The sequence below is a fragment of the Nocardioides epinepheli genome, assembly GCF_037936805.1.
Classification (GTDB): domain Bacteria; phylum Actinomycetota; class Actinomycetes; order Propionibacteriales; family Nocardioidaceae; genus Nocardioides.
This window is the reverse complement of the sequence record NZ_JBBMMC010000007.1, coordinates 137,299-150,554: the sequence shown is the minus strand read 5'-3', so window position 1 is coordinate 150,554 and position 13,256 is coordinate 137,299. Positions and strand designations below refer to the sequence as shown.

Below are 13,256 nucleotides of genomic sequence, written 5' to 3'. Positions count from 1 at the left end.
GGGCAGCGGGGATGGTCACTCGGACCGTTCGGTCGAGCCACCGTTCGAGTCGTCGTCCGGGCGTGGCCATGCCTTCGGCCAGCCTTCAGGCCGCAACTCGACATCGATGTCGACCTCGATCTCGAGGTACTCGATCTCGCCTAGCGAGTAGCCGTACAACCCCCCAACCGGCGGGTCGGCAGGCGGACGCCATCCGTTGACGAACTCGGCCTCATCCTCGTCATCATCTTCTTCATCGAGGTCGGTGGCAGCAGCCATCTGATAGGTCGCGAACTTGCCCTCAGCATCAGCGACGGCGTCTTCATGGATGGCCCGACGTCGCTCCGCGGCCCGCAACGGGCGAGGAAGGGCCGAACTGGCGCGCAGGCAGGCGCGGTAGCCATCCTCGGTTGTGGCCAGGTCGGCGAGGAGCGCAGTCACCGCCTCGACGAAAGCGGTGTGCCGAGGATTCGGCGCGGTGCCGACGCGATAGCGGCCGCCATCAGGATCGGACTCGAAGATCCATCCTCGCGCGGTGCGTCCACGTTCGAACGTACTGCTGGCCGCATCGAGGGAGCCGAGGGCTGCAGAGAGCGGGTCCTCGTGGCATGCGTACCGCACCGCTTCGACCGCGCGATCCCGCTGGCCCAAGTAGGCGCCCTCGAGGACAGACATGCCTCGACTTTGCCCGAAGATGCTCGGGACAGTCGCGATATAGCAACGTCCGGCCGGGATCGAGCGAAGGCCGCCCCACTCGCGCTGATCCACTAGCTCGGAGAAATCGTTGTGACGCTTGGCTGTCGCTTGGGCGAGCTGATCGAGGGACGACGGCGCGGACGGCCGGGATCCTCGGCCGAACTGTGCGAGCACCTCAGCCACGGCCGCCTCACCACCGACGTCGGCCTCGCGAACCGAGGCCGCGGCGGCCCACTCTGCGAAGAGCCGCTGGCCCTGCTGAGACAGAGCACCCACCAGGGCCGGCGCGTCACGCAACCCGGAAACGTCGTGGCGACCGAGTCTGTAGTCACGCAGATCCTCAGGGACTGGCGCGGCCTCGTAGATCACGCCGCCGGAGACCACCGATGCCGAGAAGGGCGTGGCGGTGTGCGCAGCGATCAGCGCCAGGCCCGAGCCGAGCATGTCCCCGTCCTCGGATCCACCCTCGACGACGAGCGCCCGCAACTGCGCCGGGACGTCGGCCAACTCCTGGTCGTCCTCGTCCTCCGGCCCGATCAACTCGACGCCGAAGAGCACGGCGCCATTGCGGGCTCCGGAGAACGACGTCAACGCATTGATGTTCCAGAAGAAGGATGACGCGACCCCGGCCCTGCTGGCTGAGGAGGCCGGGCCAAGGACCTCGGGTCGCGCGCCCTGGAATCCGTTGTTCTCGAAGAGGATCATCGCCTCTCCCAACGTCACGGAGTAGATCGGCCCACCGGCTCCCGCACCCATCCCGAGGTCGTTCAACGACCCGGGTCGACCCGAGCTGACGTCGACGCCGAAGGCGGTGAGGACCGCCGCACTGTCGGCGGCGGGGACCACGGTGACGCACCCGGCTTCGCAAAGGTAAGTGTCGTTGATCCAGGAATACGCCTCGGGCCCTGATGTCATCGTCACATTCTGGAGCCTTGCGCGCTGGGGGCGCACAGAAAGGCGACGAGTCGTCGATCGCCGGTCGGGCCTGCCAAGCCGCCATCGTGGCGGAGACCTTCCCCGGATACGTTGACGCCATGAGTCACGAGGACTGCCTGTTCTGCGGAATCGTCGAGGGCACCATCCCTTCGGTGCGAGTGGCCGAGGACGAGCGGACGGTGTCGTTCATGGACATCAACCCCGCCACCGAGGGACACGTGCTGGTCATCCCGCGGGCGCACAGCAAGGACCTGCTGGAGATCGCCCCGGAGGACCTCGCCGCGTGCGCGGTGGCCGCGCAGCAGATGGCGGGACGGGCGGTCGACGTGCTCGGGGCGTCGGGAGTGAACCTGCTGAACTGCTGCGGCGCGAGTGCCTGGCAGACGGTGTACCACTTCCACTTCCACGTGGTGCCGCGCTACGACGACGACCGCGACCAGCTCACGCTGCCGTGGATCCCGACCCCCGGTGACCCGGACCAGATCGCCGAGACCGGCGCCCGCCTGCGCGGGGACGAGGCGTGAGCGACCTGATCCGCGACCTCACCGACGACCAGGCCCGCGCCGCGTTGGTGTGCAAGTGGGGCGAGGTTCCCGACGACGTGCTGCCCGCGTGGGTCGCGGAGATGGACTACGCGGTCGCGGAGCCGATCACCGAGGCCCTGCACCGCGCCATCGACGCCGGGATGACCGGCTACCCGCGCTTCGGCGCCGGCGGCGCGCTCGGTGCGGCCTACGCCGGCTGGGCGAGCCGGCAGTTCGCCCACGAGGTCGACCCGAGCCGCGTGGTCGCGACCGTCGACGTGACGGCCGGCGTCCGGCTCGCGCTGGACGCCGTGGTGGGGCCGGGCGGCCTGGTGATGCCGGTGCCGGGCTACAGCCCCCAGCTCGCGATGGCCGAGATGACCGGCCGGGAGCGCTTCGACCTGCTCCTCGATCCCGACGCCGAGCGGGCCGAGCTCGACCTGGACCAGCTAGACCACCACCTCTCCCACGGTGCGCGGGCGCTGCTGCTGACCCAGCCGCACAATCCGTGGGGCCGCGCGTTCACCCGCGCCGAGCTCGAGGCGGTCCGCGACGTCGTCGTCCGGCACGACGCGTTCGTGATCTCCGACGAGATCCATGCACCCCTGGTGCTCGACGGGCGCGAGCATGTGCCGTATCTCTCGATCGAGGGCACCGCCGAGCACACCGTGGCGGTCGTGGCGGCCTCCAAGGGCTTCAACATCGCCGGACTCAAGTGCGCCCAGGTCGTCACCGCCTCGCCGCGGCTCCACGAGGCGCTGGTGTCGGTGCCGATGGCTCGCAACGACTCCTGGTCCGTGCTCGGCGTCGCGGGCTCGATCGCCGCCTACACCGACGGCGACGCGTGGCTCGCGGCGCTGCGCGAGCGGCTCACCAGCCAGCGCGACCTGCTCGTGGACCTTCTCGCCGAGCACCTGCCGCGGGCGCGGATGCGTCCGATCGAGGCGACCTACCTGGCCTGGATCGATCTGCGCGCCTACGGCCACGACGACCCGGCGGCGCTCGCCGTCGAGAGGCAGCGGGTCCAGGTCGCGGCGGGGCACGACTACCAGCCCGGGCTGACCGGCCACGTCCGCCTCAACTTCGCCACCAGCCCGGAGCGGCTGACCGAGATCGTGCGGCGCCTCGCGCTCGCGCTAGCGTGACCGCCGTGCGGATCACGGTCATCGGATGCGGCTACCTCGGCGCGACCCACGCCGCCTGCATGGCCTCCCTGGGCCATGAGGTGCTCGGCGTCGAGATCGACGCCGCCAAGCGCGAGCTGCTCGCCGCCGGCAGGGCGCCGATGTACGAGCCCGGGCTCGACGGGCTGCTCGCCGAGCAGGTCGCGTCGGGACGGCTGCGCTTCACCGACTCCTACGCCGAGGCCGGCGCCTTCGCCGACCTGCACTTCGTGTGCGTCGGCACCCCACAGCTGGCCTCGAGCCTGGGCGCCGACACCTCCTACGTGGAGGCGGCGGTGCGCTCGCTGGCGCCGCACCTGACCCGCCCGGCGCAGGTGGTGGGCAAGTCGACGGTGCCCGTGGGCACCGCGGCGCGGATGGCGGCGCTGCTGGGCGAGGTCTCCCCCGCCGGCGTGGACGCCGACCTCGTCTGGAACCCGGAGTTCCTCCGCGAGGGCTTCGCCGTCAAGGACACCCTCGAGCCGGACCGGATCGTCCTCGGCGTCACCTCCGAGCGGGCCGAGCAGGCGCTGCGCGACTTCTACGCGCCGATGCTCGAGGCCGGCACCCCGCTGGTGGTCACCGACTACGCCACGGCCGAGCTGGTCAAGGTGTCCGCGAACGCCTTCTTGGCCACCAAGATCTCCTTCATCAACGCCGTGGCCGAGGTCTGCGACGCCGCGGACGCCGACGTGGTCGCGCTGGCCGACGCGCTGGGCCACGACGTCCGGATCGGACGCCGGTTCCTCGGCGCCGGCGTCGGGTTCGGCGGCGGCTGCCTGCCCAAGGACATCCGCGCGTTCGTGCACCGCGCCGGTGAGCTCGGCGTCGAGGACGCCATGACGTTCCTGCGCCAGGTCGACGACATCAACCAGCGCCAGCGCAAGCGCACCGCCGAGATCGCCCGCGGCCTCCTCGGAGGCTCGGTGCTCGGCGCGCGCATCGGCGTGTGGGGGGCGGCGTTCAAGCCCGACTCCGACGACGTCCGCGACTCCCCCGCGCTCAGCATCGCCGGCAAGCTCCACCTCGGCGGTGCCCACGTGACCGTCTACGACCTGCAGGCGCGGCACACCGCCGCGGCGACGTTCCCGACGCTCGCCTACGCCGACACCGCCGTCGACGCCGCGCGCGACGCCGACCTGCTGCTCCACCTCACCGAGTGGCCGGAGTTCCGCGCGGCCGACCCCGAGGAGGTCGGCTCGGTGATGGCGCACCGGCGGATCCTCGACGGCCGGAACCTCCTCGACCTCGCCGCGTGGCGAGCGGCGGGCTTCGAGGCCCGCGGCCTCGGCCGCCGCTGAGCCGCGAGGCTAGGGCATCCAGCGCGGGTCGGGCTGCAACAGCCGCGAGGGCCGGAAGCCCGGCCAGGTCTGGATCGTGCGGGCCGGGTCGAGCAGGTAGTCCAGGTCGACCTGCCAGGTGTGCCCGGTGGCATTGCGGCGCAGCACGTAGCCGAGCCCGTGCGTGCGATAGGTGGCGGCGCCGATGGCGTCGAGACCGTCGATGAGCTGGGCGTCGACCCACTTGCGAACCGGGCGGAACCCGCCTGCCTCACGCAACGCGGCCCGCTCGACGAGCATGGTGCCGCCGGCCACGAAGGAGGTGTAGAGCTCCACCGGATGTCCGCGCTTGGCGGTGAGGTCGGCCTCGGCCAGGTAGTGCAGCTCGGCCGGCATGCCCACCAGCTCGGCGCCTGACCAGGCGTGGGCGCGAAGCAGGTCGGCGACGACGTCGGGGGCGTACCAGTCGTCGTCGTCCATCTTGAGCAGCAGGTCGCCGCCGGCTGCGCGAGCGGCGCTCTCCAGGACGTCACCGAACAGCGTGGTGTCCGGCTGGGCCGTCACCTGGACGGCGACGCCGGGGCCGACCGCCTCCTGCACCCGCTCGAGCGGGACGTCGAAGCCGTGCGGCGCCAGCACCAGCTCCAGCTCGTCGACGCCGCGCTGCCGGGCGACCTGCGCCAGCGCGAAGTCGAGCATGTCGGCGCGGCGGGTCGCGATCAGGATGCTCACGCTGGGGTGCCGGGGACGCCCGGCGGGTCCCTGGGCCCGAGAGGAGAACCGGTCGAACGCCGCTCGCCGCAGCAGGACACTGCGCTCCTCGCGGGAGGTCACGTCGGAGAGGTCGACGGGCTCCGCGAGCACTGCTCTCAGTTCGGGGCCGAGCGAGTCGGGCACCGCCCCGGGAGCGGCCGTGACGACCGGGACGCCAGCCATCGCCAGGGCTGCGGCGGCGCGGGTGGCGGCGTCGTCCCATCGCTCGACCGCGACCGCCGCCGCCGAGCGCAGGCCGGCGACCACCGGTGCGGTGATCCCACCCAGACTCGCGACGTCGACGACGGGGCCGTCCGCAGCCGGGACGAAACCGGTGGGGTTGAGGACCCGCTCGTCGAAGGGCCCGATCCGACCGGCGTCGGTTGCCCGGGCTCGCGGCCCGTCGAGGTCGCGCCACACGGACTGGCGACCGACCTCGGCGACCACCTCGGCGACGTCGATCTCCTCGGCGAAGCGGAGCACGCTCCACCACTCGCCGTCGACCAGGCTCGAGTCGACCTCGACCAGGTCCGGCCACTCCGGTCGGGCGACGAGAGCCACCGGCCCACCGCCGCGCAGCCCGATCTCGGTTGCGTACACGCCGGGCGGCCACTCGGCGTCGCGGGGATCGCCGACCACCGCGACGCGCGCGTAGGCGCCCGGCTCGGTCGCGGCGTCCAGGACGATGCCGCCGCGATCGGCCAGGAACCGGTCGACCGGTCCGTCGACCACCTCAGGCATGACGCCGTCCGGGCTGGACCAGCGGACGCCGCGCGGCGGGCAGCCAGGTGTCGACGACGTGGTCGACCACGTGCACGCCTGGCGGCGCGAGGATCCGGTGCAGATCAGGGACGTCGTCGCCGCGGCCCTCGCGTAGGGCCGAGACCACCTCGAACTCCCGGCGCTTGCGCTGCACGCGCAGCTGGGCGAACTCCTCGACGCCGTCCCACTGGGCGAACTCGTCGGTATCGAGCCACTTCAGCTCGACGCACAGCCCCTCGGGAGCGATGATCCGCTCGGAGGTGGCCGGGAACTCCCGCACCTCCCACTCGAAGGCCTTCACGAAGGTGAACCCCGGGCCCATCGGGTAGATCCACGGCTCGATGAAGCGCGAGCCGAGGTCGATCCAGGCCTCCGACTCGTTCACGACGGTGAGTGGGTGCCGCGGGATGGCGACGACGGCGGCGCTCCCCTGCAGCTGCCAGGACAGGTCGCGCAGCACGCCGATGCCGTCCTCGGTGAGCACCATGTCGCCGTCCCACTTCATCGAGTAGGTGGTGCGCACGTGGCTGAACGACCAGTTGTAGAAGTGCGTGAGGGAGTGCACGGAGTCCGGCGGGGTGGCCAGGTGCTCCCGGCCGGCGCGGCTGACGTCGAAGGGGTACTCGAGGCCTTGGTACCGCTCGCTCGCGCCCTGCTCGGCCGCGATCCGGCGGGCGAGGCCGGCGGTGCCGTCGCTCGACCGGTTGTCGACGAGGATCACCTGGTCGGCGGCGGCCAGCATCGGCGGCAGCACCCACGGCAGGTTGCGCGCCTCGTCGCGCACCCGGAACACGCAGGTGAGTCCGGGCTCCATCGGCGCGCCGTCGCTCCACGGCCACCGGACGTCGTAGGCCGGATCAGGGGCGGTCACGGCGCCGTCCGGCCAGTGAGCGCAGCCCGCGGCGAAGTCCCGGCGGGACGGCGGCGCGCACCGCGTGCGGCACGCGGTCCGCCGCGCGAGGGTTCGAGGGCTGCGGCGCTCGGCCGGCCCCACCGGCTCGCCGGGCAGCCTCGATGCTGGACCGCGCGAACGCCGCCGCCGCGTCGTAGTGCGCGAGGTAGTCGGCCCGCACGGCGTCGAGCCGGTCCAGGTCGTCGGCGCCGACGGCCAGCGCCGACAGGGCCTCCCACGCCCGGTCCACGAGCGCGGCGACCGCGTCGGGGAGCTCGGCGGGCTCCCTCCGGTCGAAGCGGTCACGCAGGTAGCTGTGCACCGCGCGGATCGCGTTGGCCTCGGCGTCCTGCACCGCAGGCAGACCCAGGCGCTCGCCGACCGCGGACACCGGGACGGTCCAGTCGGCGGCCAGCTCGTCGCGGAGCACGAACGCGCGCGGAGCGCCCCGGGTCGCCTTCTCGGCGTGGGTCGCGAGGTTGAGCCAGGACGCCGCGGCAGCGACGGCGTCGGGGTCGGGAGCTCCCGAGGCGCGAACGGCCGCGTGCGGCGCGGCGGAGTCAGGGGGCCGCCGCAGCAGCACGACGGACGACGTCTCGGCACCCGCGCGGAGCGCCGCCGACCGCCACAGGCCGACGAACCAGACCAGGGCCGGGTCGTGCAGGACGAGCTCTGGGCCGTCGGCCTCGAAGCGGGCGGCGAGCCAGTCGTGGACCCGCTTGCGCAGCGGCTCGAGGTGGGCGAGCCGGCCGGTGGCGAACCAGGCGGAGGGTCGGGCGTCGTCGACGGCGACGTCGGCGCGGGCCAGGAGCTCGCGGTGGAGGTCGCGCAACCATGGCGTGCGCTCCGCGGCGTCCGCCTCGGGGATCCGGAGTCCGAGCGTGGCCAGCGTCCCGGCGAGCTCGGCGGCCCCGCTGGCCTCGTCGCCGAGCACGAGTACGAGGCAGCGTTGGGGGTCGTCCACGGCGCTCACGGTAGCGACTTGCGTCCGGGTCGTGCGTGCGCGGGCGCCTCGCTCGTCCGGTCGTCGCGGCGCACGTGGCCGAGTCCGTGGACGCGGTACCCGGTGCCCCCGGACTCCCGCACCAGGCTTCCGACGCCGCGATCGGCGGGCCAGCCGCCGAGCCGGCGCAGGAGGGCGCGCTCCAGCAGCAGGGTGGGGCCGTCGACGTCGGAGGTGAAGACCTCGGTCTCGACCGGGCGCCGCCACGAGGCGTCGACCGGCTCGCTGTAGACCCACTCGGCCGCCATCGAGACCGCCGTGGCGCCGCTGTAACGGCGGGCGAGCAGCAGGTCGGTGAGGACGTCGGGGCCGTACCAGTCGTGACCGTGCATCGTCACGATCACCTCGCCGGTTGCGGCCTCGGCCGCGCGCGCCAGGAGGGACGCGGCAGGAGTGCCGGCGTCGGCCGTCACGATGGTCACGGGCGCAGGGTCGGGGCGCGGACCCTGCCGGCCGAACGGGCGATCGAGGGTGAAGCCGTGGGCGGCCAGCACGATCTGGGCCGGAGCCACGCGTTGGTGGTCGACCTGCCTCAGCGCGTGCTCCAGCAGCTCGGGCCGGCTGAGGGTCAGCAGCACGCTGATCGAGGGCTCTGCGGCGGCGCGGACGCCGGCTCGCTCGGCCAGCGCGTGGCGGCGTCCCATGGGGGCCTGCGCCGCGAGCGCGGCCCGCCGCTGCCGGACCGAGGCCTCCTCGCGTCTTACCGGGTCGGCGAGATCGGAGTCGGTCACGCCGGCGAGGTCGGCGAGGTCACCGATGAGCGGGACGCCGCTCATCGCCAGTCCGGCGGCGAGGGCCGGGTCGTGCCCGGGCGCCAGCCGGACGCCCTGGGCGTCCCGCAGGTCGTGCACGAGGCGCGGCGAGAGGCGCGTGTGGGCCGGAAGGTCGACGAGGCCGCGGCTCCAGTCCCGCCGGAAGCCGGTCGGGCGGTACACCGCGTCGTCGAGCGCCGGCGCGGCCTCCGCCGCGGTGAGCACGACGGCGGCCCGGCCGGTGGCCTCGGCGACCACAGGTGGCTCGGGCGGGTCGATCGCGACGTCGGGCGGGTGCTTCACCTCCGGGTCCGTCGAGTCGGCGCCCGGCGGCAGGACGCGCACGCCGAGGTGGCCGTCCTCTGCTCGGGTGCCGTCGAGCGAGCCGGCGACGTGGGCGAAGCCGGCGAGAACCGGACCGGCGGCGAGCCTGCGGGAGAACTCGACGCGGGTGAGCGCGGTGGCTCCCACCAGCTCGGCGCGCACGGCGTCGGCCGGCGGCCAGGCGGGGTGCGGGCGGAGGGTCAGCACGGAGGTGCCGGTGTCGCGGGTCGCGTCGAGCACCACGATGCCGATCTCACGCGCCCAGCCTGCGGTCTTGGCGGACGCGGCCAGCAGGGCAGCCCGGCGCAACTCGGCGACGTCGGAAGCGAGCAGGACCACGGTGCGGAACTGGCCCTCAGGCTTCGGCTCACCGGGCCGGACCCGCGCCTGGACGCCGTCCAGATCCTCGGGGAGGTCGAGGTCGGTGATCAGCAGCGCGGGTCGGCGCGCCCCGTCGAGCACCCTGGTGAGCGCATCGGTCGGGCCATCCATCGGGGCATCGGCGACCGGCACGGCCCTCACCGTACGGGGCCCGGCTCAGCCCACGGAGCGCGGCTGGGCGGCGATCAGCCTGGCGTACCAGTCGAAGGAGCGCTTCGGGGTGCGGACCTGGTTGGCGAAGTCGACGTGCACCAGGCCGTAGCGCTGGCTGAGGCCCTCGGTCCACTCGAAGGCGTCCAGGAGCGACCAGACGTAGTAGCCGCGGACGTCGACGCCGCGCTCGACGGCCTTGGCGACCGCGCGCAGGTGCTGGTCGAGGTAGTCGATGCGCGGCTGGTCGTCGACCACGCCGTCGGGACCCACGACGTCGTTGTAGGCCGCCCCCGACTCGGTGATCACGATCGGCGGCAGGGCGGCACGGAAGCGCGCCCGGAAGGTGATCAGCCACTCGCGCAGGGCGTCGGGGACGATCGTCCAGCCGCGGTCGGTGCGGTCGTACCCGAGCAGGTCGAGGAACTCGAAGGGCACCGGCGAGTCCTCGTCGGCCGCCGCGACCCGCATCGGGCTGTAGTAGTTGACCCCGTAGAAGTCGAGCGGGACCCGGATGGTCGCGAGGTCGCCGGGCCGAGCGATCTCCTCAAGGAGCGGTTCGAGGTCTGCGGGGTAGCGGCCGAGCAGCATGGGCTCGATGAACATGCCGTTCCACAGCGAGTCGAACAGCTTGGCGGCACCGACGTCGGCCGGGTCCTCCGAGGCGGGCCAGATCGGCGAGTGGTTGTTGGCGCAGCCGATGTTCCGGGCGCCGGTGGCCCGCAGGGCCGTGGCACCCATGCCGTGTGCCAGCAGCATCTGGTGGCAGGCGTGCAGGGCGTCGAAGCGCAGTGTGTGGCCCGGCGCCTGGGTGCCGAGACCGTAGCCGAGCAGAGAGCTGACGTTCGGCTCGTTGATCGGCACCCACGCGTCGACCCGGTCGGCGAGCCGCTCGCCGACGACCTCGGCGTACTGGGCGAACGCGCGCGCGGTGGCCGGGTTGATCCAGCCGCCGTCGTCCTCGAGGTGCTGGGGCAGGTCGGACTGGTGGAGCGTCGCCATCGGTTTGATGCCGGCCTCCAGCAGCAGGTCGACCATCCGGTCGTAGAAGTCCAGGCCGGCGGCGTTGACCTCGCCGCGGCCGGTGGGCAGGACCCGCGACCACGAGATCGAGAACCGGTAGCCGCCCACGCCCAGTCGGCTCAACAGCGCGATGTCCTCGGGGAGCCGGTGGTAGTGGTCGGCGGCCACGTCCCCGGTGCTGCCGTCGGCGGTGCCGCCCGGCTTGTGGCTGAAGGTGTCCCAGATCGACGGCCCGCGGCCGTCCTCGTCGGCTGCGCCCTCGACCTGGTAGGCGGATGTCGCCACGCCGAGGGTGAAGCCGGGGGGAAGCATCGGCGGAGGCCCCGAGTCGGGGCTCTGACCGTCGTCGGGATGAGGCACGGGCACAATGATGCCTGTGACTGTCGAGATCCGTCGGGGAAACGACCGGTTCGTGGAGAAGGAGGACGGGCGGCTCACCAAGCACTCGCTCTCCTTCGGCGAGCGCTACGACCCCGCGAACCTTCGGTTCGGCCCGATGGTCTGCCACGACGACCACCTGCTCGGTCGCGGTCGCGGCTTCGCCACCCACCGGCACAGCGATCTGCTGATCGTCACCTACGTCGTCAGCGGTGCCCTCGAGCACACCGACGCCAGCGGGACGCTGGTCGTCCCCGCCGGGCACTTCGCGGTGTGGCGCACCGGCCCCGAGGGCGAGCACAGCGAGATCGCCGCCCAGCCCCAGACGCGCTTCGTACAGGCCTGGCTCACCCGCGCGGGCGACACCGCCTCGACCTACGAGGTCCTCGGCGAGGACGCCGTCGGCCTCCCCGACGGCGCGCACCTCAGCCTGATCCGGCTCGACGCCGGCGAGACCGCGACCCTGCCGGAGGCGCCGCTGGTGCATGCCTACGTCGTCCGTGGCGCGCTGCTGCGCAGCTCGCTGGCCGACCCGCTCCAGGAGGGCGACGCCTTCCGCTTCACCGACGAGCCGGCGCACGAGGTCACCGCGGCCGTGCCTACCGAGCTGCTGGTCTGGACCTTCCCACGTCAGGACTGAGTTCCGGCCGGGATCAGCACGCCCGGGTTCAAGATGCCGGTCGGGTCTAGGTCGGCCTTGATCGCGCGCAGGATCGAGACCCCGAGATCGCCGATCTCGTGAGCCAGCCACGGCTGGTGGTCGGTACCCACCGCGTGGTGGTGGGTGATGGTGCCCCCGGTCGCGACGATCGCCCCGGTTGCGGCCACCTTGGCGGCGTGCCATTGCTCCAGCGGCTGCGCTCCGGCCTTCGCGGCCACCGTGAAGTAGAGCGAGCATCCGGTCTCGTAGACGTGTGAAATGTGGCAGAGCACGATCGCGCCCTCGCCGAGACTGGTGGCCAGCGAGTCGCGGACCGCGGTGTAGAGCGCATCGCGCTGCGACCAGAAGGCCGCCGTCTCGAGCGTCTCGACGAGCACGCCGACGTCGAGCATCGAGTCGCGCAGGTACGGCGCGTCGAACCGGCCCGCGGCCCATGACTCGCCCGGCTCGCTGCCGAGCGGCACCCCGCCGAGCCGGCCCAGGAGACCGCACACGGCCGCGCGGCGCGCCTCCACCTGGTCGGGCCGGCCCTCGAAGCCGACGACCATGAGGGAGCCGCCCTCGCTGTCGCCGCCGATCTCCTCGGGGCGGGCCAGGTTGATCGCGGTCTCGTTCTCGTCGGAGAGCCGGATCACCGTCGGGAGCAGGTTCGCCTGGGCCAGCGTGCGCATGGCATCGGCGCCCGCGGCGAAGGAGGGCCACCGCCAGCCCTCGTAGCGCTTGACCTCGGGGCGGGGACGCACTCGCACGGTGACCGCGGTGATCACGCCGAAGGCGCCTTCGGAGCCGAGGAGGATCTGGCGCAGATCCGGCCCGGCGGCGGTCGCGGGGGCGGTGCCGAGCCGCAGCTCACCGCGTGGCGTCGCGACGCGCAGCCCGACGACGAGGGAGTCGAACCGGCCGTAGCCGGCGCTGGACTGCCCGCTGGACCGGGTCGCGGCGAAGCCGCCGATCGTGGCGAACTCGAACGACTGGGGAAAGTGGCCGAGGGTGAGGCCGTGCTCGCCGAGCAGTGCCTCGGCCTCCGGACCGCGCAGGCCCGGTTCGAGCACGGCGGTCATCGAGACGGGGTCGACCTCGATCAGGCGCTTGAGCCGGACCAGGTCGAGTGAGATGAGGCCCGCGTATCCCTCGCGTCGAGCGACCAGGCCGCCGGTCACCGAGGTGCCGCCGCCGAAGGGCACGACGGCGACGCGATGGCGCACCGCCCACTCCAGCACCGCCGCCACGTCGTCGTGGCCTCCGGGGCGAACGACCACGTCGGGAGCGTCGGCGAGGTCGCCGGTGCGCGCCCGAATGAGATCGGGGGTGGACTTCCCGCGAGTGCGTAGCCGTCTCGTAGCGTCGTCGGTACGTACGTGATCGGCGCCGAGGATGTCCCTGAGCTCCGCGACCAGTTCGGCTGCCAGGCCGACCGGCGGGAGTGCGCCCTCGATGGCCGGCGACTCCTCGATGCCGAAGGCCATCTCGACCAGCCCACGCGCGGAATCGGGGAGCGGTCGAGCAACGGCCGGATCACCCCACCGGCTGGGGTGCATCTCGGGCTGCTCGGGCAACTGGCGCGGGTTCTCGGCGGTGCTCACGTGTTACAGTGTGACA

The 13,256-nt window shown here is 73.0% G+C and carries 11 protein-coding genes; 4 read left to right on the top strand and 7 right to left on the bottom strand.

Annotated features, from left to right (window positions below):
- Positions 1 to 15 precede the first annotated feature (15 nt).
- Positions 16 to 1,590 (bottom strand): DUF6461 domain-containing protein, encoded by a 1,575-nt coding sequence (locus WMR31_RS11530; protein WP_340538972.1) that lies wholly within the window; start codon positions 1,588 to 1,590, stop codon positions 16 to 18.
- A gap of 119 nt (positions 1,591 to 1,709) precedes the next feature.
- Here WMR31_RS11530 and WMR31_RS11525 point away from each other — a divergent pair, with 119 nt between their 5' ends.
- Genes WMR31_RS11525 through WMR31_RS11515 form a run of 3 tightly spaced genes read left to right on the top strand, consistent with a single transcriptional unit; the run spans position 1,710 to position 4,599 of the window.
- Positions 1,710 to 2,135, top strand: coding sequence for an HIT family protein (locus WMR31_RS11525; RefSeq protein ID WP_340538971.1), 426 nt, complete (start codon positions 1,710 to 1,712; stop codon positions 2,133 to 2,135).
- A complete protein-coding gene (locus WMR31_RS11520) occupies positions 2,132 to 3,280 on the top strand; it encodes a MalY/PatB family protein (protein WP_340538970.1) in 1,149 nt (382 codons plus the stop codon). Before WMR31_RS11525 ends, WMR31_RS11520 begins: the two co-directional genes overlap by 4 nt.
- 5 nt (positions 3,281 to 3,285) lie before the next feature.
- On the top strand, positions 3,286 to 4,599 hold the full coding sequence (locus WMR31_RS11515) for a UDP-glucose dehydrogenase family protein (RefSeq protein ID WP_340538969.1): 1,314 nt from the start codon (positions 3,286 to 3,288) through the stop codon (positions 4,597 to 4,599).
- Between the two features lie 9 nt (positions 4,600 to 4,608).
- On the opposite strand, the gene WMR31_RS11510 is transcribed toward WMR31_RS11515, so the two are convergent.
- From WMR31_RS11510 to WMR31_RS11490, 5 genes are read right to left on the bottom strand one after another with little or no spacing between them, the layout of a single operon-like run.
- Positions 4,609 to 6,072: a hypothetical protein gene (locus tag WMR31_RS11510; protein ID WP_340538968.1), complete on the bottom strand. Its 1,464-nt coding sequence runs from the start codon at positions 6,070 to 6,072 to the stop codon at positions 4,609 to 4,611.
- A complete protein-coding gene (locus WMR31_RS11505) occupies positions 6,065 to 6,964 on the bottom strand; it encodes a hypothetical protein (protein WP_340538967.1) in 900 nt (299 codons plus the stop codon). Before WMR31_RS11505 ends, WMR31_RS11510 begins: the two co-directional genes overlap by 8 nt.
- Positions 6,951 to 7,949: a sulfotransferase family protein gene (locus WMR31_RS11500; protein ID WP_340538966.1), complete on the bottom strand. Its 999-nt coding sequence runs from the start codon at positions 7,947 to 7,949 to the stop codon at positions 6,951 to 6,953. The genes WMR31_RS11505 and WMR31_RS11500 overlap by 14 nt, the downstream gene beginning before the upstream one ends.
- Before the next feature lie 5 nt (positions 7,950 to 7,954).
- On the bottom strand, positions 7,955 to 9,577 hold the full coding sequence (locus WMR31_RS11495; protein WP_340538965.1) for a glycosyltransferase family protein: 1,623 nt from the start codon (positions 9,575 to 9,577) through the stop codon (positions 7,955 to 7,957).
- A gap of 24 nt (positions 9,578 to 9,601) precedes the next feature.
- Positions 9,602 to 10,978: a GH1 family beta-glucosidase gene (locus WMR31_RS11490; protein WP_340538964.1), complete on the bottom strand. Its 1,377-nt coding sequence runs from the start codon at positions 10,976 to 10,978 to the stop codon at positions 9,602 to 9,604.
- Positions 10,979 to 10,994: 16 nt separating this feature from the next.
- On the opposite strand from WMR31_RS11490, the gene WMR31_RS11485 reads away from it, so the two are divergent.
- Positions 10,995 to 11,636 carry a pirin family protein gene (locus WMR31_RS11485; protein ID WP_340538963.1) on the top strand — a complete coding sequence of 214 codons (642 nt, stop codon included), beginning with the start codon at positions 10,995 to 10,997 and terminating at the stop codon, positions 11,634 to 11,636.
- Here WMR31_RS11485 and WMR31_RS11480 read toward each other — a convergent pair.
- Positions 11,627 to 13,240 carry an FAD-binding oxidoreductase gene (locus WMR31_RS11480; protein ID WP_340538962.1) on the bottom strand — a complete coding sequence of 538 codons (1,614 nt, stop codon included), beginning with the start codon at positions 13,238 to 13,240 and terminating at the stop codon, positions 11,627 to 11,629. The two genes, WMR31_RS11485 and WMR31_RS11480, sit on opposite strands and share 10 nt — an antisense overlap.
- Between the last annotated feature and the right edge of the window lie 16 nt (positions 13,241 to 13,256).

Bases quoted from the DNA above. Each gene is read 5' to 3' on its own strand.
- WMR31_RS11530 (WP_340538972.1), bottom strand. From the start codon at position 1,590: ATGACATCAGGGCCCGAGGCGTATTCCTGGATCAACGACACTTACCTT.
- WMR31_RS11525 (WP_340538971.1), top strand. From the start codon at position 1,710: ATGAGTCACGAGGACTGCCTGTTCTGCGGAATCGTCGAGGGCACCATC.
- WMR31_RS11510 (WP_340538968.1), bottom strand. From the start codon at position 6,072: ATGCCTGAGGTGGTCGACGGACCGGTCGACCGGTTCCTGGCCGATCGC.